The 18,054-nt window shown below is 67.2% G+C and carries 16 protein-coding genes and 1 riboswitch; of the genes, 8 read left to right on the forward strand and 8 right to left on the reverse strand.

What is annotated here, in order from left to right; all coding sequences use genetic code 11:
- Positions 1-92 precede the first annotated feature (92 nt).
- A complete protein-coding gene (locus tag AC6CIE_RS09670) occupies positions 93-1,058 on the forward strand; it encodes a threo-3-hydroxy-L-aspartate ammonia-lyase (protein ID WP_175123200.1) in 966 nt (321 codons plus the stop codon).
- A 104-nt stretch (positions 1,059-1,162) separates the two neighbouring features.
- A complete protein-coding gene (locus AC6CIE_RS09675) occupies positions 1,163-2,089 on the forward strand; it encodes a complex I NDUFA9 subunit family protein (RefSeq protein WP_498092160.1) in 927 nt (308 codons plus the stop codon).
- A 9-nt stretch (positions 2,090-2,098) separates the two neighbouring features.
- Here the strand turns inward: AC6CIE_RS09675 and ruvA are convergent, their stop codons facing one another.
- From ruvA to AC6CIE_RS09705, 6 genes are all read right to left on the reverse strand, one after another.
- Positions 2,099-2,671, reverse strand: coding sequence for a Holliday junction branch migration protein RuvA (gene ruvA, locus AC6CIE_RS09680; protein ID WP_175137187.1), 573 nt, complete (start codon positions 2,669-2,671; stop codon positions 2,099-2,101).
- 128 nt (positions 2,672-2,799) lie between these two features.
- Positions 2,800-3,348 carry a crossover junction endodeoxyribonuclease RuvC gene (gene ruvC / locus AC6CIE_RS09685; RefSeq protein WP_142050713.1) on the reverse strand — a complete coding sequence of 183 codons (549 nt, stop codon included), beginning with the start codon at positions 3,346-3,348 and terminating at the stop codon, positions 2,800-2,802.
- Positions 3,348-4,937: a bifunctional phosphoribosylaminoimidazolecarboxamide formyltransferase/IMP cyclohydrolase gene (gene purH / locus AC6CIE_RS09690; protein WP_175137188.1), complete on the reverse strand. Its 1,590-nt coding sequence runs from the start codon at positions 4,935-4,937 to the stop codon at positions 3,348-3,350. Before purH ends, ruvC begins: the two co-directional genes overlap by 1 nt.
- Positions 4,938-5,039: 102 nt before the next feature.
- Complete coding sequence (locus tag AC6CIE_RS09695; protein WP_006217670.1) at positions 5,040-5,279, reverse strand: helix-turn-helix domain-containing protein; 240 nt, start codon at positions 5,277-5,279, stop codon at positions 5,040-5,042.
- 36 nt (positions 5,280-5,315) lie between these two features.
- Positions 5,316-6,341: a tRNA dihydrouridine synthase DusB gene (gene dusB / locus AC6CIE_RS09700; protein ID WP_498092399.1), complete on the reverse strand. Its 1,026-nt coding sequence runs from the start codon at positions 6,339-6,341 to the stop codon at positions 5,316-5,318.
- Positions 6,342-6,457: 116 nt separating this feature from the next.
- On the reverse strand, positions 6,458-7,639 hold the full coding sequence (locus AC6CIE_RS09705; RefSeq protein WP_175137189.1) for a UbiH/UbiF/VisC/COQ6 family ubiquinone biosynthesis hydroxylase: 1,182 nt from the start codon (positions 7,637-7,639) through the stop codon (positions 6,458-6,460).
- Between the two features lie 78 nt (positions 7,640-7,717).
- Between AC6CIE_RS09705 and AC6CIE_RS09710 the strand changes: the two genes are divergently transcribed.
- Entirely contained in the window at positions 7,718-8,182 is a 465-nt protein-coding gene (locus AC6CIE_RS09710) for an NINE protein (RefSeq protein ID WP_175123195.1), read from the forward strand.
- 18 nt (positions 8,183-8,200) lie between these two features.
- Here AC6CIE_RS09710 and AC6CIE_RS09715 read toward each other — a convergent pair whose 3' ends face one another.
- The gene (locus AC6CIE_RS09715; RefSeq protein WP_498092161.1) at positions 8,201-9,544 is read right to left on the reverse strand and encodes an aminopeptidase P N-terminal domain-containing protein; all 1,344 of its coding nucleotides are present in this window, start codon (positions 9,542-9,544) and stop codon (positions 8,201-8,203) included.
- A gap of 147 nt (positions 9,545-9,691) precedes the next feature.
- A riboswitch (yybP-ykoY riboswitch) is annotated at positions 9,692-9,883 on the forward strand.
- 43 nt (positions 9,884-9,926) lie between these two features.
- Between AC6CIE_RS09715 and AC6CIE_RS09720 the strand changes: the two genes are divergently transcribed.
- The 5 genes from AC6CIE_RS09720 to AC6CIE_RS09740 all read left to right on the forward strand — a co-directional run bounded on the left by AC6CIE_RS09720 (position 9,927) and on the right by AC6CIE_RS09740 (position 17,111).
- A complete protein-coding gene (locus tag AC6CIE_RS09720) occupies positions 9,927-10,931 on the forward strand; it encodes a sodium:calcium antiporter (protein WP_498092162.1) in 1,005 nt (334 codons plus the stop codon).
- 438 nt (positions 10,932-11,369) lie between these two features.
- A complete protein-coding gene (locus AC6CIE_RS09725; protein WP_498092163.1) occupies positions 11,370-11,702 on the forward strand; it encodes a hypothetical protein in 333 nt (110 codons plus the stop codon).
- Positions 11,703-12,131: 429 nt separating this feature from the next.
- Positions 12,132-14,975: a magnesium-translocating P-type ATPase gene (mgtA, locus tag AC6CIE_RS09730; protein WP_498092164.1), complete on the forward strand. Its 2,844-nt coding sequence runs from the start codon at positions 12,132-12,134 to the stop codon at positions 14,973-14,975.
- 51 nt (positions 14,976-15,026) lie between these two features.
- On the forward strand, positions 15,027-16,130 hold the full coding sequence (locus AC6CIE_RS09735; RefSeq protein WP_498092165.1) for a porin: 1,104 nt from the start codon (positions 15,027-15,029) through the stop codon (positions 16,128-16,130).
- Between the two features lie 108 nt (positions 16,131-16,238).
- A complete protein-coding gene (locus AC6CIE_RS09740) occupies positions 16,239-17,111 on the forward strand; it encodes a cytochrome c oxidase assembly protein (protein WP_175123189.1) in 873 nt (290 codons plus the stop codon).
- A gap of 52 nt (positions 17,112-17,163) precedes the next feature.
- On the opposite strand, the gene galU is transcribed toward AC6CIE_RS09740, so the two are convergent.
- Positions 17,164-18,015: a UTP--glucose-1-phosphate uridylyltransferase GalU gene (galU, locus tag AC6CIE_RS09745; RefSeq protein ID WP_175123188.1), complete on the reverse strand. Its 852-nt coding sequence runs from the start codon at positions 18,013-18,015 to the stop codon at positions 17,164-17,166.
- Positions 18,016-18,054 lie beyond the last annotated feature (39 nt).

Raw genomic sequence — 18,054 nt, forward strand, 5'->3', positions numbered from 1 at the left:
CGCCGTCATGCCAACGGGCGGCGCGCAAACCGCGCGACGGGTTTATGATCCGAGGGTTTCGTTTCCCCCTCGCGATCTAAGGACCTTATTCCATGCAGCCCGAATTGCCCTCCTATGATGACGTCGTGCGCGCCAGCGAGCGCCTGGCCGGCAACGCACACCGCACGCCCGTCCTGACCTCGGCCACCGCCGATGCCATCGCCGGCGCGTCGCTGTTCTTCAAGTGCGAGAACTTCCAGCGCATGGGCGCGTTCAAGTTCCGGGGCGGCTACAACGCCATCGCGCGCCTCACGCCCGAGCAGCGTGCCGCCGGCGTGGTGACGTTCTCGTCGGGCAATCACGCGCAGGCCATCGCGCTGGCCTCGAAGCTGCAAGGCGTTCAGGCCACGATCATCATGCCGCTGGACGCGCCCGCGGCCAAGCGCGCGGCCACGGAAGGCTACGGCGGCAAGATCGTCACGTACGACCGCTACACCGAAGACCGCGAGACCATCGCCCGCCGCATCCAGGCCGAAACCGGCGCTACGCTGATCCCGCCGTACGACCACGAGGACGTGATCGCGGGGCAGGGCACCGCCGCCAAGGAGCTGTTCGAGGAAGTCGGCGAACTGGACTACCTGTTCGTGTGCCTGGGCGGCGGCGGCCTGCTGTCGGGCTCGGCCCTGTCCGCCTTCGCGCTCAGCCCGCGCTGCCTGGTGTACGGCGTCGAGCCCGAAGCCGGCAACGACGGGCAGCAGTCCTTGCGCAAGGGTGAAATTGTCCGAATCCCCGCGCCCAAGACGCTGGCCGATGGCGCCGCCACCACGCACCTGGGCAACATCACGTTCCCCCTCATCCAGAAGTACGTGCGCGACATCGTCACGGTGACGGATGAACAGCTCGTCACGACCATGAAGTTCTTTGCCGAGCGCATGAAGATGGTCGTGGAACCCACGGGCTGCCTGGCCGCGGCGGCCGTCATGCAGAACGTGGTGCCGGTGCGCGGGGCCCGGGTTGGCGTCATCATCAGCGGCGGCAACGTCGACCTTCCGGCCTACGCCCGGCTGCTGGCGGGCTGACGCGCATCAAGCGGCGCGCGCGGCGTGCGCCCTGCGCGCGCTTGCGCCTGCCGACCTGGCAAGGCAGAATCGAACCTCGATCCTGACGAACCGGAGGCTACGCCATGCGTATCCTTGTCATTGGCGGCACGGGCTTCATCGGCCGCCACTTGGTAGCACGGCTTTGCGCGGACCCGCATCAGATCGTCGTGCCCACGCGGCTCATTGCACGCGGACGCGACCTGCAATTACTTCCCACCGTCACGCTGCTTCAGGCGGACATCCATGATGACGCCGCGCTCGACGGCATGGTCCGGGGCTGCGACGCCGTCGTGAATCTGGTGGGCATCCTGCATGGCAATCTGGGCCGGTCATATGGGTCGGACTTCGCGCGGGCCCACGTGCATCTGCCGCAGCGCATTGCGCAGGCCTGCGTGCGCCACGGCGTGCGTCGCCTGCTGCACGTCAGCGCGCTGGGCGCCGATTCCAGCGGCGACAGCATGTACCAGCGTTCCAAGGGCGACGGCGAGGCCGCCATCAAGGCGGCCTACCAAGACCGCGGCGATATCGGCTGGACCATCTTCCGCCCGTCGGTGCTTTTCGGCCCCGACGACAACTTCACCAATATGTTCGCGTCGCTGGCGCGCTGGCTGCCGGTATTGCCGCTGGCTGGCGCCAACGCGCGCATGCAGCCCATCTATGTGGGCGACGTGGTGACCGCCATGACGACGGCGCTGGCCGACTCGCATACCTGCGGCAAGACCTACGAACTGGGTGGACCGCAGGTCTACACGCTGGGCGAGATCGCGCGGCTGTGCGCCGCCTGGAGCGGCCATCCGCGTCCCGTCATCAGCATCCCGATGGGGGTGGGTCGCATGCAGGCCCGGCTGTTCGAATGCATGCCGGGCACGCCGCTGATGTCGCGCGACAATCTGGATTCCCTGCGCCGCGACAACGTCTGCGGCGGGCCGATCGCCCCCGAGCTGCATGTGGTGCCCACGGGGCTGGAAGCCGTGGCGCCGCGCTACCTGCAGCACGGCAAGACGGCCTAGCGCGATTACTCAGCGCACCAGCGCCTTCAGCGCCTGCTTGATGCCGTCGGACACGCCCACGCCCTCGGGCAGCGTCTTCAGGGCCGACAGCGATTCCTTCTCGGAGTAGCCCAGCGCCAGCAGGGCATTCAGGATGTCGGACTGGTTGTCGTGCGTGACGTGCGCCGCGGCGCCAATGTCCGCGCCCAGCTTGCCGCGCATCTCCAGCAGCAGGCGTTCCGCGGTCTTCTTGCCGATGCCCGGCACGCGGGTCAGGCGGCCCGACTCCTGCAGCGTGATGGCCTGCGCCAGATCCGCGACCGACAAACCCGACAGCACCGACAGCGCGGTTCGCGCCCCGATCCCGCTGACCTTGATGAGCTCGCGGAACGCGCTGCGTTCGCCGGCCGAGGCAAAGCCATACAGGATGTGCGCGTCTTCGCGCACGGTCAGGTGCGTGTAGAGCGTGACGCGCGCGCCGGTGTCGGGCAGCGAATACAGCGTGCTCATGGGCACGTCGATGTCATACCCGATTCCGCCCACGTCCACGCAGATCGTGGGGGGCAGTTTTTCGATCAGGGTTCCGGTGATTCTTCCGATCATGGTGAGAGGCCTGGCAATGGTGGAGCCGCGCAATGCGCGGCAGATGCGGGGATTCTATACGTGCGGGCGCGCGAGCGGGCGGGGCCGCGTAGGCGTGATGTGACGCAGCGAAAAAGGGAAAGCGGGGATCAGCCGATCAGCCGGCCGTTGCGGATGCGGGTCTTGCCGCCCATGCGCAGCGCGCTGCCCAGGCGTTCCAGCTTGTCCTGCAGCGGACCCACGTGCGCGTGGCAGATCGCGCAGGCCAGCGCGTCGGCCGAGTCGGGGGCGGGTACGCCGTCCAGCGCCAAGAGATGCTGCACCATCATCTGCACCTGCTCTTTCGCCGCGCGGCCGGTGCCGACCACGGCTTTCTTGATCTGCAGGGCGGTGTATTCGTGCACGTCGAGCGAACTGTCGGCCAGCGCGCACAGCGCCGCGCCGCGCGCCTGCCCGAGCAGCAGGGTGGAAGCGGGATTGGTGTTCAGGAAGACGATTTCCAGCGCGGCCACGTCGGGTTGCGTGTCGCGGGCCACCTGGCGCAGATTGTCCAGGATGACCTTCAGGCGTTCGGACAGCGTCAGCGCCGGCGGGACCACGATGGTCCCGCTGGCCACGTAACGCAGCCGCGAGCCTTCGGCATCGATCACACCGAAGCCGGTGCGGCGCAGGCCGGGATCGATGCCGAGGACGCGCATCAGTGGCGGAAGTGGCGGGTGCCGGTCAGCACCATGGCGATGCCGTGCTCGTCGGCGGCGGCGATGACTTCGTCATCGCGCACGCTGCCGCCCGGCTGGATCACGCAGGTCGCGCCCGCCGCCACCACGACGTCCAGGCCGTCGCGGAACGGGAAGAACGCGTCGGACGCCACGGCCGAGCCCTTCAAGGTCAGGCCGGCGTTTTCCGCCTTGATCGAGGCGATGCGGGCCGAGTCGATGCGGCTCATCTGGCCGGCGCCCACGCCCAGCGTCATGCCGCCGCCCACGAACACGATGGCGTTGGACTTGACGTACTTGGCGACCTTCCAGGCGAACGACAGGTCGTTCATTTCCTGTTCGGTAGGCTGGCGCTTGGTGACGACCTTCAGGGCGTCGCGCGGCACGTTGTAGGCGTCTGGCGTCTGCACCAGCCAGCCGCCGCCCACGCGCTTGATGTCGAAGGCGTTCTGGCCCGTGCCCATCGGCACTTCCAGCACGCGCACGTTCTTCTTGGCGGCCAGGATGGCCAGCGCGGCGCCGTCGTAGGCAGGGGCCAGCAGCACTTCCAGGAATTGCGCGCTGACGGCTTCGGCGGTCGCGGCGTCAACCGGGCGGTTGAAGGCGATGATGCCGCCAAAGGCCGACGTCGGATCGGTCTTGAAGGCTTGCTGGTACGCGCCCAGCGTGTCGGTGGCAACGGCCACGCCGCACGGATTGGCGTGCTTGACGATGACGCAGGCGGGCGCCTCGAAGCTGCGCGCGCATTCCCACGCCGCGTCGGCGTCGGCGATGTTGTTGTAGGACAGTTCCTTGCCCTGCAGCTGGCGGTAGTTGCCCAGCAGGCCCGCCGGACGCTGCGCGTCCACGTAGAAAGCGGCGCTTTGATGCGGGTTTTCGCCGTAGCGCAGGGCTTGTTCCTGCTTGACCTGCAGCGTCAGCGTGCCGGGCCATTCGTTACGGGCGGGCACGGCTTCCTGCACGGGTTCGGCTTCGGTCAGGCTGGTCAGGTAGGCGGCGATGGCGCCGTCATACGAGGCCGTGTGGGCGTAGACCTTGGCGGCCAGCGCCAGGCGCAGGCCGTAGGAGGTCGAGCCGCCCTTGTCCATTTCGGCCAGGACACGCGAGTAGTCGACCGGGTCGATCACGACCGTCACGCCGCCGGCTTCGGTGCCGTGGTTCTTGGCGGCAGCGCGCAGCATGGCAGGGCCGCCGATGTCGATGTTCTCGACGGCGTCGGCAAACGTGCAGTCGGGCTTGGCGACCGTCTCGCGGAACGGATACAGGTTGACCACCAGCATGTCGATGCGATCGATGCCAGCCGCCTTGATCGTGTCCATGTGCTCGGCGCTGTCGCGGCGGGCCAGCAGGCCGCCGTGGATCTTCGGGTGCAGCGTCTTCACGCGGCCGTCCAGGATCTCGGGCGAGCCGGTGTGGGCGGCCACTTCGGTGACGGTCAGGCCGGAATCGGCAAGCAGCTTGGCGGTGCCGCCGGTCGACAGCAGGCGCACGCCACGCGCGGCCAGGGCGCGGGCAAATTCAACGATGCCGGTCTTGTCGGACACCGAAAGCAGGGCGGTTTCGATTTTCATGATGGGACGGAGTGGGGCGGAGACGCCTTTCTCGTTCTGGTCGGATGGGAAATCTGGAGGGGGCGGCGGCGCCAAGCATGCGCCGCCCGCGCGGGGGGAAAGCTAAACCTGGATATTGTGCGCCAGCAACTTCTTGCGCAGGGTGTTGCGGGTGATGCCCAGCATCTCGGACGCCCGGGACTGGTTGCCGCCCGACCGCTCCAACGCTACTTCAAGCACCGGGCGCTCCACGCAGCGCATGACCATGTCCCACATATCGTGGGGCTCGGACTCGCCCAAGTCTTCGAAATAGCGCTCCAGGCTGGCGCGCACGCATTCTTCCAGGACATCTTTCTTGCTCATTTGAGTACAGATATTTTTATGTTGGTGTTTAGGCGGTCATGCCGCCAATAGGGCTTCTGCGGCCGGCGCCGGGGTAGGGGCGCCGTCGCGTGAGAGCGTGTCGAACCAGTCCGCCACCGCCCGCCATTGGTCGCGGGTGTTGTCGATCAGGTTCATGCCGGCGCAGAACGAATCCGCGCCCGGCAGGCCGTCCACATACCAGCCTATGTGCTTGCGCGCGGTGCGTACGCCGGTGTGCTCGCCATAGAAACGATAGTGGTCGTCGAGATGTTCGAGCAGCAGCTCGCGCATTTCCCTATAAGAGGGAGGGGCCAGTGATTCGCCCGTGCGCAGGTAGTGGTCGATTTCGCGGAAGATCCACGGACGGCCCTGGGCCGCCCGGCCAATCATGACCGCATCGGCGCCAGTGTAATCCAGGACATGCCGGGCTTTGGCGGGCGAGTCGATATCTCCGTTCGCAATCACGGGGATGCCGATTTCGGCCTTGACGGCGCGGATGGTGTCATATTCCGCCTCGCCCGTATAGAGGTCGGCCCGCGTGCGGCCGTGCAGCGTGAGGGCGGCAATGCCGGCGTTTTCGGCCAGCTTCGCGACGCGCAATGCATTGCGGCTGTTGCGATCCCACCCGGTGCGGGTCTTCAGGGTGACGGGCACGCCAAGTGGCGCGCAGGCGGCGACCACCGCGTCCAGGATGCGGACGATCAGGTCTTCATGGCGCAACAGCGCCGATCCCGACGCCACATTGCACACCTTCTTGACCGGACATCCCATGTTGATGTCGATGATCCGGGCGCCCTTGTTGGCGTTGAAGGCGGCGGCCTCGGCCATCATGGCGGGGTCCGCCCCGGCTATCTGCACCGAAATGGGGGCGATCTCGCCATCGTGGTTCAGGCGGCGCGACGTCTTGACGCTGTCCCAGAGTTTCGGGTTGCTGGCGGCCATCTCGGACACCGCGTAACCCGCCCCCAGCTTCTTGCAAAGCTGGCGGAAAGGACGATCCGTCACGCCCGCCATGGGCGCGACAAGAACGTTGTTGGGAAGGGTCCACTGGCCTATGCGCATGCTCACATTTTAACCGGCTCGATCGAACCCCCATTTTTGGGGCGCGAGGGCCTGGTAACAAACAGGGAATAAAAGAGGGCGATCCCGCCCCTATGCGGGGCCGGATCGAAGGGAGGTCAGGCGCGGAAACCCTGCAGCAGGTGCTGCGCGAGCGGGGCGCGCAGCGGGGAGGCAAGGTCCATTCCCAAGAGCGCGGCGCCGCAGGCGTGTTCGACGGGCGCGAGGCCGGTGGCGAAGATGCGCGGCATGAAATCGGTGAGCCCGGCGGTGATGAAACGATCCAGATGGCGCGCGCTGGCGAATTCGGCGAGCGCGGGGCCGGGGTTTGAGCCGGCGTTGGCAGCGCGACTCGCCAGCCAGCCCGCCAGGGTCTGCGCCAGCCGCGCCGCGTCGCGCAGGCCCAGGTTCAAACCCTGCCCCGCCACCGGGTGCAAGGTCTGGGCCGCGTTGCCGATGGCCGCCACGCGGCCGTGCACCTGTGCGCGGCGGGCGGACAGCGCCAGCGGGAAAACGTGGCGGGGCGCATGGCTGGACAGACGGCCCAGGCGTTCGCCGAAGGCCTGCGTCAGTGCGTGGGAAAACGCGGCGTTATCCAGCGCCGCCAATTCGGCCGCGCGGTCCGGCGCGCTGCACCAGACGACCGAATAGGCGTCCGGCGTCTGCGGGTGCGGCAGCAGCGCCAGCGGGCCCTCGGACGTGAACCGTTCCCAGGCCCAGCCGCGCCGGGGCAGGGTGGCCTGCGCGGTGGTCAGCACGGCGTGCTGGTCGTAGTCGCGCCGCACATCCGTGGCGCCGGCGCCGTCGGATTGCACCGCAACGCCGCAAAGGATTTGTGTTTCGCCCTGCTGGATGCGCACGCCGTCGGCATCCTGGAGGCCGATCTGCGCCGGCGGACCGGCCAGCACGGTGACGCCGGACGCCGCGACGCATTCGTCCAGCTTGGCGTACAGCCCGGAATAGGCCACCACGCTGCCCAGTTGGGGCACGTTGAAATCGGTGTGCTGGATCAGCGTGCGGCCCAACCGGCCGCGCTGCGACACATGGATGTTGCGGATGTCGGCCGAGCGTTCGGGCCAGGCATGCAGCGACTCCAGCAGCACCCGGCTGCCGTGGTTCATGGCGAGCACGCGCGGATCTGCGGCCGGGATGGCCGCGGCCGGCGTGACGGGGACCGGTGCGCTGCCCGCGAGCAGGGCGATGCGCGCCGGATCGGGCGCCACGCGCGCCAGCATCAGGGCCAATACGCGGCCCACGGGGCCGGCGCCAAGAATCGCAATGTCGTAGGCGGAGGAAGTCATGCCCGGATTTTACTCGTCCACTACAATCGCGGCAGCCGCCGCAGCCCGGCGCCACGGCTCCCTTACCGGTTGATTGACATGACGCAGGCTCAGGCTTCCTCTTCGCTTTCCGCCGTATCCGCCCGCCGCCCCCGCAGCAAGGTTGTGGTGGGGCTGCTGGCCTGCCTGCTTGGCGCCTTCGGGGCGCATTGGTGGTATCTGGGCCGGCGCCACGCGTGGCTGGTCACCGCGTTCGCCGCCGTGTGCCTGTTCTGCGCATTCCGCTTCTACCCGGTCTGGTACGACAACCCCGCGTTCTTCCTGCTCTTCATCCCGATGATCGACGGCTTCATCGAAAGCGCCGTCTACTCGCTGATGCCGGACGAGAAATTCGATCGGCTCTGCAATCCGGGCTTGGGCAAGGTGTCGTCGACAGGTTGGGGCCCGGTGCTGGTGGCGATCCTGGCCTGCCTGGTCGGCGCCATCGTCACCATGTTCGCCATCGCCATGGTCGTGGTCTACGTGTGGGTGGCCATGGGCTGGCTCGACGGCTACGTGCTGTAAGTCGCTTGCCCCGCCGCGCTATTCGCGCATCAGCGCCTCGATCTCGGTGGCCTGCACCGGGACGCCTCGGGTAATCAGTTCGCAGCCCTCGTCCGTGACCAGCGCGTCGTCCTCGGTGCGGATGCCGATATTCCAGTAGACCTCGGGCACGTCGTCCGCCGGGCGCACATAGATGCCCGGCTCGATCGTCAGCATCATCCCGGTTTCCAGCGTGCGCCACGGCCGCTCCGCGCCGGTTGCCGTGCCCGGCTGGCGGTAGTCGCCCACGTCGTGGACGTCCAGCCCCAGCCAGTGGCCGGTCCGGTGCATGTAGAAGCGGCTGTAGTCGCCCGATTCCAGCACGCCGTCCAGCGACCCCTTCAACAGTTTCAGATCGAGCATGCCTTGCGCCAGGACGCGCAAGGCGGCCTCGTGCGCGTCGTTGAAGGTGCGGCCCGGCGCGGTGGCCTGGGCCGCAGCATCCTGCGCCGCCACCGTCAGGTCGTACAGCGCGCGCTGCGGGCCGCTGTAGCGGCCGTTCGCCGGAAATGTGCGCGTGATGTCGCTGGCGTAGCTGTCGACCTCGCAGCCCGCATCGACCAGTACCAGATCGCCGTCGCGCAGCACCGCCTCGCCGGCCGGATAGTGCAGCACACAGGCGTTGGCCCCGGCGGCGACGATGCTGTTGTACGCCACCGACTGCGCGCCATGCCGGCGGAATTCATAGAGCAGCTCGGCTTCGATTTCGTATTCGCGCATGCCCGGCCGCGCAACGCGCATGGCCCGCGCATGCGCGCCCGCCGATATCTTGGCCGCGCGCCGCATTGCCGCGATCTCCGAGGCGTCCTTGATCAGCCGCATGTCGGCCAACAGCGGACGCACGTCCTGCTGCCGCGTCGGTGGCGTGTGCCCGCCGCGGCTCTTTTCCTGTGCCGCGGCCAGCCAGCGGCGCAGGCGGCCATCCGTGCGCTTGTCGCCGGCCAGCGGCGCGTACAGCGTGGGGTGGTCCAGCATCAGCGCGGGCACCAGCTCGTCCAGCGCGTCGATGGGGTGGGCGTCGTCAAAGCCGAAGTAGGCCGCGGCAGCCTCGGGGCCGAAGCGCTTGCCTTCCCAGAGTTCATGCTCGACATGGCGCGGCCGGCAGAACAGCACGGCCCGGTCCGTGGCGCCGGCAACCAGGACCAGCCACGCGTCCGGTTCGGTAAAGCCGGTCAGGTAAAAAAAGTCGCTGTCGTGCCGGAAGGGGTATTCCGCGTCGCGGTTGCGGATGGCTTCCTGCGCCGTCGCCAGGATCGCGACGCCGCCACCGTCTGCGCGCATGCGCTCCATCAGGCGCTGGCGCCGCGCGGCGAAAGGGGCGATGTCGTCGGGAGGCAGGCTCATGGCGGGCGGGTCGGGGCGGGCACCCCGGCAAGGGCGAAAGATGGGGCCTACTTTACCCGCCATCCCGCGAATGCAACACCCCGGCGCGCGAATCCGCGAGGACGGCGCGGTGATGACTGGACGGCGCGCGAACCGCTGCTACAATCGCCGCTCTGTCATTGGGGAGTAGCCATCCTTTTCCCCTAAAGGAGTCAGCGTCAACAGACTTGGTGGTTCAGTGCTGCGGAGCAGCCGCTAGAACCCCATGGCGCTGACGGCACCCACGTCCGGCTTGCCGCCGCGTGGATCAGCCAGGCGAGACCTTTGGCCGCGTAGCGTTCACCCTTGGCCGGGCGAGCCGCTGCGTCGCGCCAATGGTATCTGCTCGTCCGGCCGCGTTCCCATGTTGCTCACCCTGTTTCTGTTCTTCCTGTCCGCGGCAGTGATCTACGTCGCGTGCGAGTTCTTCGTCAACGGCGTCGAATGGGTTGGTCACCGCTTCCAGTTGGGCGCGACCGCCACCGGCACTGTGCTGGCGGCCTTCGGCACCGCGCTGCCGGAAAGCGCCGTCACCTTCATGGCCGTTGTCTTCGGCGATACCCCAGAACAAAAGGACATCGGCGTCGGCGCCGCAATGGGCGGTCCTCTCGTGCTGGCCACGCTGGCCTACGCCGTAGTCGGCCTGGCCCTGTGGCGCGCGCGCCGCGGCCAACCCGCGCAGGCAGACTGTATCAACGCGGACCAGCGCCGGCTGGCCCGCGACCAGGCCTGGTTCATGGGCATCTTCATCTTCAAGGTGGGCCTGGGGCTGCTGGCCTTCGCCTGGAAGCCGTGGCTGGGCTTCGTGTTTCTGGCCACCTACGCGCTCTACATCAAGCGCGAGCTGAGCAACGACGAGGAATGCCTGGACTGCGAGGACCTCGAGCCGCTCAAGCTGCGACCCCGCGACGAGAACCCGACCATGTTCTGGGCCGCCGCGCAGACCATCATGGCGCTGGTGGTGATCGCCGGCGCGTCGCACGTCTTCGTGAACCAGATCGAACTGCTCGGCATTGCGATGGGCGCGTCGCCGCACGTGGCCGCGCTGCTGCTGGCGCCGGTGGCTACCGAATTGCCGGAAATCATGAACGCGCTGATCTGGGTGCGCCAGGGCAAGGAGCGTCTGGCGCTCGCCAACATCTCGGGCGCCATGATGATCCAGGCCACCATCCCCAGCGCGCTCGGCATCTTCATGACGCCGTGGGTGCTGGATGCGCCGCTGCTGGCCGCAGGTCTCTTTACCATGGTGTCCATCGGCCTGTTGTGGATGCGCTTCCGCCGCGCCGCCATGAGCGTGCCGGCGCTGTCGGCGGTGGGCGGACTGTATGCGCTGTTCGCCGGCTATCTGGGCTGGCACTTCTACGCCTGAGCGCAGTTGCCGGGCAGGCCGCTCCGTGCCTGTCCGGCTTTGCTTCATTTGTGTGTCAAAAGTGCGTCAGACCCTTGTCCATCAGTACAAACCCGCGTAAACTCGCCGTGTTTTCCATCCCAGGAGTTGTCTTCGTGAATACCGATTCCGGCGAAAGTTGTCGATCTTGCATCGACGTCGCTGTCTGACAGGATCCACGCAGAACTCCGTCTGCCGCATCCTGTCATTCAGGTTGCGGTGTATCCCAAGCGCCAGGCATCAGCCCGGCCCATAGTGCAGGCCTACGGTCTGCCGGAACTCCCCCCGACATAAACCGCCAGAACCGCCGCTAGTCGCAGCGCCAGCGTTCGTGCACGTTCGTCGTGCCCGCCGCAAGGGCGTTGTCCGGCTGCGCTCGTGTTCGCGATCACGCTCCGCCTTCTTGTCATGGAGGTCGTTATGCGTTTCTTCGACTTGTTCCTGCGCCGCGCTGGCGTGGACCGTGCCACCGCCCTGGGCCGCCGTCGCGGCACGTCCCGGCTGACGGTGATCTGTCCTCGCGGCGAGCTCGGCGCCCTGCGCAAGCAGATCTGCCTGGACTTCAGCGCCGCCGGCCTGGATGTCGCGCAAGTGCAGATCGATCAAGGCCGGGAGCCGGATCTCGCATCGGCTTGCATCACCGTCAATTGCCCCCCGGAACTGCGGGCGGAACTGATGACGCAAGCGCGCCGTCTGAGCGCCAACCCTGCTGTCCGTCACGTGCATTTCGGCGCGCAGGCCGCATTGGCCTGATCGCGCCTTTTCTTTCAACCCAGGAGAAATCATGCCTAGCGCCTTAGACCCAGAGCCTCGATTGCGCCCTGTGCGCGGCTCCGGCATGCCTATCTGACCCGTCATCTCCCTGCGAGCCGACTGGCCGGATAGACATCCCGGTCCGTACGGAACCCGCAGCCTGGAATCCCCGGCCCAGCACGCGCCCTGCGCGCCCCGGCGCCCGGTCCTGATTCCACCGCCCGCTCCCTTTCCGTTTTCCGCACCCGGCGCGCCATAGACGCGATCCGGACACCGGCAACATTGCTCCGGCGCCTGCGCACGCCCGTCAGTGGCGGTCTCACGGCATTTCCTCGGAAACGCCGCGGTCCGCTGCTGCCCGCGCGCGGCCGCCGCCGGCAGGGTAGTCCGTGTCTCCCGCAACAACTTTAATAAATGCGGAGCACTCCCATGTTTGCTTTCCTGAAGTCCTTTTTTTCTTCCGCTGCGCGTCTGCGCCGCACCGGCCGGCACTTTCGCCGCGCCCCCATTCTCGAGCAAGGCGGGGATCAGGCCGCGGCATCGTCCGTAGCCGCCCGCCGCGCCAGCCAGCGTATGGTCGAGACGTCCCGGCTCGGTTTCGATTCGCTGTTCGAACAGTTTGGCAGCGGCTGGGGCGGCCTGTCCGACGCCCAGGCGCTGGCCGCGCGCGAACGCCACGGCGCCAACGAGGTCGACCACGAAAAGCCGCTGTCCTGGCCAGCGCACCTGTGGCTGTCGTACCGCAATCCGTTCAATCTGCTGCTGACCGCGCTGGCCGTGCTGTCGTGGCTGACCGACGTGCGCATGGCCGCGCCCGAGGAACAGTCCTGGACGGCGGTTGCGATCATCGGCTCGATGGTGGTGATCTCGACGGTGCTGCGCTTCGTGCAGGAGCAGCGCTCGAACCGCGCCGCCGAGGCCCTGAAGGCGATGGTGCGTAACACCGCGACGGTGCTGCGCAGCGATGCCGGATCGCCGGCCGCCGGATCGCCGGCCGCCGGATCGCCGGCCGCCGGGTCGCCGGACGCGGGCAATGGCCGGCGTTTCTTCGGCGCCGCCCTGCATGCCTCCGGCTCGCAACAGCGCGAAGTGCCGCTGGCCGACCTGGTGCCCGGCGACGTGGTGCTGCTGTCCGCGGGCGACATGGTCCCCGCCGATTGCCGCATCCTCAACGCAAAGGACCTTTTCGTTGCGCAGGCCGCGCTGACGGGCGAATCGCTGCCCGTCGAAAAGCACATGTCCCCGCGTGAGCAATCGGCCAATGCCCTCGAGCTCGAAAACATCGCCTTCATGGGCACCAACGTGGTCAGCGGAGCGGGCAGCGCGCTGGTGGTGGCCACCGGCTCGGACACGTACTTCGGCCAGTTGGCGGGCCGCGTCACGCAGACCTCGCGCGCGCCCACGCAGTTCCAGCAGGGCATCAACCGCGTGAGCTGGATCCTGATCCGCTTCATGCTCGTCATGGCGCCGGTGGTGATGTTGATCAACGGCTTCACTAAGGGCGACTGGCTCGAAGCGCTGCTGTTCGCGCTGGCCATCGCGGTGGGACTGACGCCCGAAATGCTGCCCATGATCGTCACCGCGACGCTCGCCAAGGGCGCCGTGCGCATGTCGCGCCGCAAGGTGGTGGTCAAGCGCCTGGATGCGATTCAGAACCTGGGCGCCATGAACGTGCTGTGCACCGACAAGACCGGCACGCTGACGCAGGATCGCATCGTGCTCGAGCGCCATACCGACGTGTATGGCGCGGCCAGCGACGACGTGCTGGCGTACGCGTATCTGAACAGCTACTACCAGACGGGCCTGAAGAACCTGCTGGACGTGGCGGTGCTGGAGCATGCCGAGGTCGCGCGCAGCCTGGATCTGGCAAGCCGTTACCGCAAGATCGACGAGATCCCGTTTGATTTCTCGCGCCGCCGCATGTCCGTTGTGGTGAACGAGACCGAGAACGGCCGCGACCACCACGAACTGATCTGCAAGGGGGCGCTCGAGGAAATGCTCTCGGCCTGCACGCGGCTGCGCGTGGGCAACGAGGTGCATCCGCTGACCGACGCCCGCCGCGCCGATATCCGCCGCGTGACCGCCGGTCTGAACCGCGACGGCCTGCGCGTCATCGCGGTGGGCGTCAAAGAGTTGCCGCCCACGCAGCAGGCCTATGGCATCGCAGACGAATCCGATCTGGTGCTGGTGGGGTACATCGCCTTCCTGGATCCGCCCAAGGAGTCGACGGGACCCGCGCTGGCCGCGCTGAAGGACTCGGGCATCGAGGTCAAGGTGCTGACCGGCGACGTTGAACTGGTCACGCGCAAGGTCTGCCGCGAAGTGGGACTGGACGTGCGCAAGGTGTACCTGGGCGCCGAGATCGAGGCGATGGACGACGAGGAGCTTGCCGCCGCCGTGCGCGAGGCCAACGTGTTCGCCCGCCTGTCGCCCATCCACAAGGAACGCATCGTGCGCAGCCTGCGCGCGCAGGGCAACACGGTGGGATTCATGGGGGATGGCATCAATGACGCGCCGGCGCTGCGGGCGGCGGACGTGGGCATTTCGGTGGATTCGGCGGTGGATATCTCGAAAGAGGCTGCCGACATCATCCTGCTGGAAAAGAGCCTGATGGTGCTGGAGGACGGCGTGATCGAAGGCCGCAAGACCTTCTGCAACATGCTCAAGTACCTGAAGATGACGGCCAGCTCGAACTTCGGCAACGTGTTTTCAGTGCTGGTCGCAAGCGCCTTCCTGCCGTTTCTGCCGATGCTGCCGATCCACCTGCTGCTGCAGAACCTGATGTACGACATTTCGCAGACGGCGATCCCGTTCGACAACGTCGACGAGGAACTGCTGAAGCAGCCGCAGCGCTGGGACCCGGACGGCCTGGGCCGTTTCATGGTGTTCTTCGGCCCGATCAGCTCGATCTTCGATATCGCCACCTATGCCGTCATGTGGTACGTGTTCCAGGCCAATGCGCCCGAGCACCAGACGCTCTTTCAGTCCGGCTGGTTTGTCGAAGGCCTGTTGTCGCAAACGCTGATCGTGCATATGATCCGCACGCGCCGGATTCCCTTCCTGCAAAGCCGCGCTTCGTGGCCGCTGATGGGTATGACGCTGATGGTGATCGCGCTGGGCCTTGTGCTGCCGTTCTCGCCGTTGGCGGAATACTTCCAGCTGCAGGCGCTGCCCTGGAGCTATTTCCCCTGGCTCGTCGGCATCCTGCTCGGGTATTGCGTGCTGACGCAGGCGCTGAAGGGTTTCTGGGTGCGCCGCTACGGCTGGCAGTAGGCTGATGCAACCGGCGGCGGGCTCAACCCGCCGCCAACGCAAGGAAAGATCATGAGAATTGCATTGTGCGCCGCCTTGTCGGCGGCCGGCCTGATTCCGCCCTGTACCGCGCTGGCCGCGGATGCCGGGGCCGGACTGCAACTATATGGCGTGGTGGACGCGGGCGTTGCCGTGACCCGGGTGTCGGGGCAGGGCAGTCACAGCGGCCTGCTGAACGGCGGGCTGACCGACTCGCTCTGGGGGCTGCAGGGGACGGAAGACCTTGGCGGCGGTTGGGCCGCCAACTTCCAACTGGAAAGCGGCTTTGACCCGTCCAGCGGCACCGCGGCCGACGGCAGCCGCCTCTTCAACTATGGCGCCTGGGTCGGCCTGGCCCATGCGGACTATGGCGACTTGCGGTTCGGCCGCCAGTACACCGTTGGTCAGACCTACGGCGACGCGCTGGAGATCGCCTCCTGGAAAGACATGGGCATGGGCGCCACCTTCAAGGCGTCCGACAACTACCAGTTCAGCAACATGGTGAACTGGTATTCGCCGCAATGGCGCGGGTTTCAGGCCGGGGTCGGATACGCCTTCGACGCGGATGGGCAGGACAACTTCCGCACCAACCAGAACACCCGGGCAATCAGTGTGGGCCTGAAGTATGAGGACGGCCCGCTGCTGGCCGTGGCGACTTGGGAACAACTGCGCCTGGCCGACCCGCCCGCGGCGGCCGAGGGGCGTCCGCAGGCGATACAGCTGGGCGCCTCGTACGACTTTGAGGTGGCCAAGGTGTCGGTGGCCTGGTCGCGCCAGCGCAACGGTTACGTGGGACTGGACGGCGGCGACCCGGATGGCTTGGGCGTCGGGCTGGGCCCGGCGGCCTTCGTGCAGGGCGGCACGGTCGATGCCTGGCTGGTCGGGGTCAGCGTCCCCGCCGGGCCGGGCGCGGTGTTGGTGCAATGGTCCCTGGCCAAACCCGACTGGCGTTGGGCCAATGGCATGACGGCGCGCAATGCGCAGGTCGCGACGCTGGGCTATACCTACGACCTGTCCCCACGCACGACTCTCTACGCCTTCGCCGGCTACGCGTCGAACTACACGCTGGACAACCAGTTCGACCCCGGCAACGCCCACACCACGCGCATCGGCACGGGCGTGTCGCACCGCTTCTGACGCATGCCGCCTGCGGCGGCGCCCGGCAGCGGACAACGGCGGGGTCTACTACAATCGCCTGAGATCGGCGCCCGGCGCGCCGGTCTTCGTCTTCGCGTCGTTTCTCGGATGGCCCGCATGGATAGTCTCGAATGGCTCGTACCCTGGGAGTTCTCTCCCACGCTGGTGGCTTCCTTCCTGGTGGCCATCGTGCTGTTCGTACGCGGCCAGCGGGTCCACCACGTCACGCGTGCGCGCAGCATTCTGTTCTGGACAGGGATGGTCCTGCTGTACCTGTCGCTGCACACCCGCCTCGACTATTACGCCGAGCGCATGTTCTTCATCCATCGCATCCAGCATCTGGTCCTGCATCATCTGGGACCGCTGCTCGTCATGGCGGCCTTCCCCGGACAGGTGATGCGGGCGGGCCTGCCGATGCGGTGGCGCGTGCGGCTGCGCGACTTCCTGCGCACGGGCACGGGCCGCGCCACGGTGGCCGTGCTGACCAACAAGATTTTCGTGCCGGCCCTCTTCGTGTTCCTCGTGCTGGTCTGGCTGATCCCGTCGGTGCAGTTTTATTCGATGCTGGATTGGCGCCTGTACCGGCTCATGAACTGGTCGGTGGTGATCAGCGGCTTCATGTACTGGAACCTGATTCTGGACCGTCGTCCCGCGCCCCCGGCGGCCATGTCGCCCGGCGGTCGGGTGATCTCGCCCGTGGCGACCATGCTGCCGCAGATGGTCGCGGGCGCCGTCATCGCCTTCACGGAAAGCGACATCTACCCGCTCTTCGAGCTGTGCGGCCGTGCCATCGCCATGTCGGCGCAGACTGATCAGACGATCGGCGGGCTGACGATGTGGATCCCCGCCGCGCTGGTGGAAGTGATCGGCCTGATGGTGGCATTGGGAACGCTGATGCGTCTTTCCGCCAAGGGGCGGCTGCGCAAGGCGGATCGGGATGCGCGCGCGCGCGCCAAGTCCGGCGCGGCGCTATCGTCGTAAGCCCGGCCGGGAATGCCGCGCTGATTGGCGCATTCCCGTCAGGCCGTGCGGGTCATTCCGGCAGCAGGCCGTGATACTTCTTGCCCAGCGCCACGGTGGCCTGGAACATGCCCGCCTTGTTGCCGCAGTCGTAGCGCACGCCGTCGAAGCGATGCGCATAGACCTCGCGCTCGCGCATCAGCGAGGCGATGCCGTCGGTCAACTGGATCTCGTTGCCCGCGCCCATCTTGGTTGAGCGCAGATGGTCGAAGATCGCGGCTTCCAGTACATAGCGGCCCACAACAGCCAGCGTCGACGGTGCGGCCTCCGGGTCCGGCTTTTCGACGATGTGCGTGACGCGCTCGGTGCGGCTGTCCGCCGGCGTCTCGCCGGTATGGGTGGCCACGATGCCGTACTTGCGCGTGTCGGCGCGCGGCACGTCCTGCACGCCCAGCACGCTGGCGTTGCGCGCCACGGCCACATCCACCAGTTGCTTCATGGCAGGCGTATTGGCGTCGATCAGGTCGTCGGCCAGCAGAACGGCAAAGGGTTCGTCACCCACGGCGGGCGCGGCCGACAGCACGGCGTGGCCCAGGCCCAATGGGGCCGACTGGCGGATATAGAGGCAATTGACGTGCGCGGGTAGAATGCCCCGCACCATTGCCAGGAGTTCATGCTTGCCCTTGCTTTCCAGGTCGGTTTCCAGCTCGGGTGCAGAATCGAAATGGTCCTCGATGGCGCGCTTGTTGCGGCCGGTCACGAATATGAGATCAGTGATGCCGGCGGCGACGGCCTCTTCCACCGCGTATTGAATCAGGGGCTTGTCGACCACGGGCAGCATTTCCTTGGGCATCGCCTTGGTGGCGGGCAGGAAGCGTGTACCCATGCCGGCGACAGGGAAAACGGCTTTACGGACGGGACGCATTGATACCTCGTTGAGGATTCGATGAAACATTTTAAGCTC

This window comes from Achromobacter sp. GQ309, from assembly GCF_059759315.1.

Bases quoted from the DNA above. Each gene is read 5' to 3' on its own strand.
- ruvC (WP_142050713.1), bottom strand. From the start codon at position 3,348: ATGCGCGTCCTCGGCATCGATCCCGGCCTGCGCCGCACCGGCTTCGGT.
- AC6CIE_RS09725 (WP_498092163.1), top strand. From the start codon at position 11,370: ATGCGTTTCTTCGACTTGTTCCTGCGCCGCGCTGGCGTGGACCGTGCC.
- AC6CIE_RS09740 (WP_175123189.1), top strand. From the start codon at position 16,239: ATGGCCCGCATGGATAGTCTCGAATGGCTCGTACCCTGGGAGTTCTCT.
- AC6CIE_RS09705 (WP_175137189.1), bottom strand. From the start codon at position 7,639: ATGACTTCCTCCGCCTACGACATTGCGATTCTTGGCGCCGGCCCCGTG.
- purH (WP_175137188.1), bottom strand. From the start codon at position 4,937: ATGAAAATCGAAACCGCCCTGCTTTCGGTGTCCGACAAGACCGGCATC.
- galU (WP_175123188.1), bottom strand. From the start codon at position 18,015: ATGCGTCCCGTCCGTAAAGCCGTTTTCCCTGTCGCCGGCATGGGTACA.
- AC6CIE_RS09670 (WP_175123200.1), top strand. From the start codon at position 93: ATGCAGCCCGAATTGCCCTCCTATGATGACGTCGTGCGCGCCAGCGAG.
- AC6CIE_RS09695 (WP_006217670.1), bottom strand. From the start codon at position 5,279: ATGAGCAAGAAAGATGTCCTGGAAGAATGCGTGCGCGCCAGCCTGGAG.
- AC6CIE_RS09675 (WP_498092160.1), top strand. From the start codon at position 1,163: ATGCGTATCCTTGTCATTGGCGGCACGGGCTTCATCGGCCGCCACTTG.
- AC6CIE_RS09735 (WP_498092165.1), top strand. From the start codon at position 15,027: ATGAGAATTGCATTGTGCGCCGCCTTGTCGGCGGCCGGCCTGATTCCG.
- AC6CIE_RS09720 (WP_498092162.1), top strand. From the start codon at position 9,927: ATGTTGCTCACCCTGTTTCTGTTCTTCCTGTCCGCGGCAGTGATCTAC.
- ruvA (WP_175137187.1), bottom strand. From the start codon at position 2,671: ATGATCGGAAGAATCACCGGAACCCTGATCGAAAAACTGCCCCCCACG.
- AC6CIE_RS09710 (WP_175123195.1), top strand. From the start codon at position 7,718: ATGACGCAGGCTCAGGCTTCCTCTTCGCTTTCCGCCGTATCCGCCCGC.
- AC6CIE_RS09715 (WP_498092161.1), bottom strand. From the start codon at position 9,544: ATGAGCCTGCCTCCCGACGACATCGCCCCTTTCGCCGCGCGGCGCCAG.
- mgtA (WP_498092164.1), top strand. From the start codon at position 12,132: ATGTTTGCTTTCCTGAAGTCCTTTTTTTCTTCCGCTGCGCGTCTGCGC.
- dusB (WP_498092399.1), bottom strand. From the start codon at position 6,341: ATGCGCATAGGCCAGTGGACCCTTCCCAACAACGTTCTTGTCGCGCCC.